The organism is Streptomyces sp. NPDC127092 (assembly GCF_042722475.1).
Classification (GTDB): domain Bacteria; phylum Actinomycetota; class Actinomycetes; order Streptomycetales; family Streptomycetaceae; genus Streptomyces.
This window is the reverse complement of record NZ_JBHXFE010000227.1, coordinates 642-1,431: the sequence shown is the minus strand read 5'-3', so window position 1 is coordinate 1,431 and position 790 is coordinate 642. Positions and strand designations below refer to the sequence as shown.

The window sequence follows — 790 nt, the reverse complement described above, 5'->3', positions numbered from 1 at the left end:
TCCTCACCGCGATCGTGATCGGCTTCGCCGTGATCGCGTTCCTGACCGCCATGATCTACCGCTCGTGGCTGCTCATCCGCGAGGACGAGGTCGAGGTGGATGCGGAGGACGTCAAGATCGCCCGGATGCCCGCCTGGGACGCGGAGGACGACGCGGAGCTCGTGGAGGAGTCCTCCGAGTTCCTGGACGACGCCGCGGACCCCAACGCCCACTACGAGCACGCCACGGAGTCCCGACCCCACGTGCGTCACGCCTCGCCCACGCCGCCCGCCCATCCCGGCCCGGCGTCCGTCGTCCGTGCCCACCGCGCCGACGGGGGGCCGCGCCCGTGAGCATCGGCACCCTCCCCCTGACCGACCTGGCCCCGTTGGCCGTCATGCTGCCCGTGCTGGGCGCGGCCGTGACCTTCATGCTCGTGCGCCGCCCCCGCGCGCAGATCACCGTCACGGTCTCCGCGCTCGTGCTCACCCTCGTGCTGGACGCGCTGCTGCTGGCCTCGGTCTGGGACACCGGGGTCGCGGCCGTCCACCTCGGCGGCTGGCCTGCCCCGCTGGGCATCAGCCTCGTGGTGGACCGGCTCTCGGCCCTCATGCTCGTGGTGTCGGCGCTGATCACCCTGGCGGTGCTGCTGTACGCCTCGGCCCAGGGGCTGATCAACCGGGACGAGGGCGGACCGGTCTCGATCTTCCACCCCACGTTCCTGATCCTCGTTGCGGGCGTGTCCAACGCGTTCCTCGCCGGCGACCTGTTCAACCTCTACGTGGGCTTCGAGATTCTCCTGACGTTCTCC

General features: G+C 71.1%; 2 pseudogenes. Both read left to right on the top strand.

Annotation, left to right across the window (positions count from 1 at the left end):
• Positions 1-332, top strand: a pseudogene (locus tag ACFWJO_RS39165) (hypothetical protein); the annotation flags it as partial.
• Positions 329-790: pseudogene (locus tag ACFWJO_RS39160) on the top strand (Na+/H+ antiporter subunit D); the annotation flags it as partial. The pseudogenes ACFWJO_RS39165 and ACFWJO_RS39160, both read left to right, overlap by 4 nt.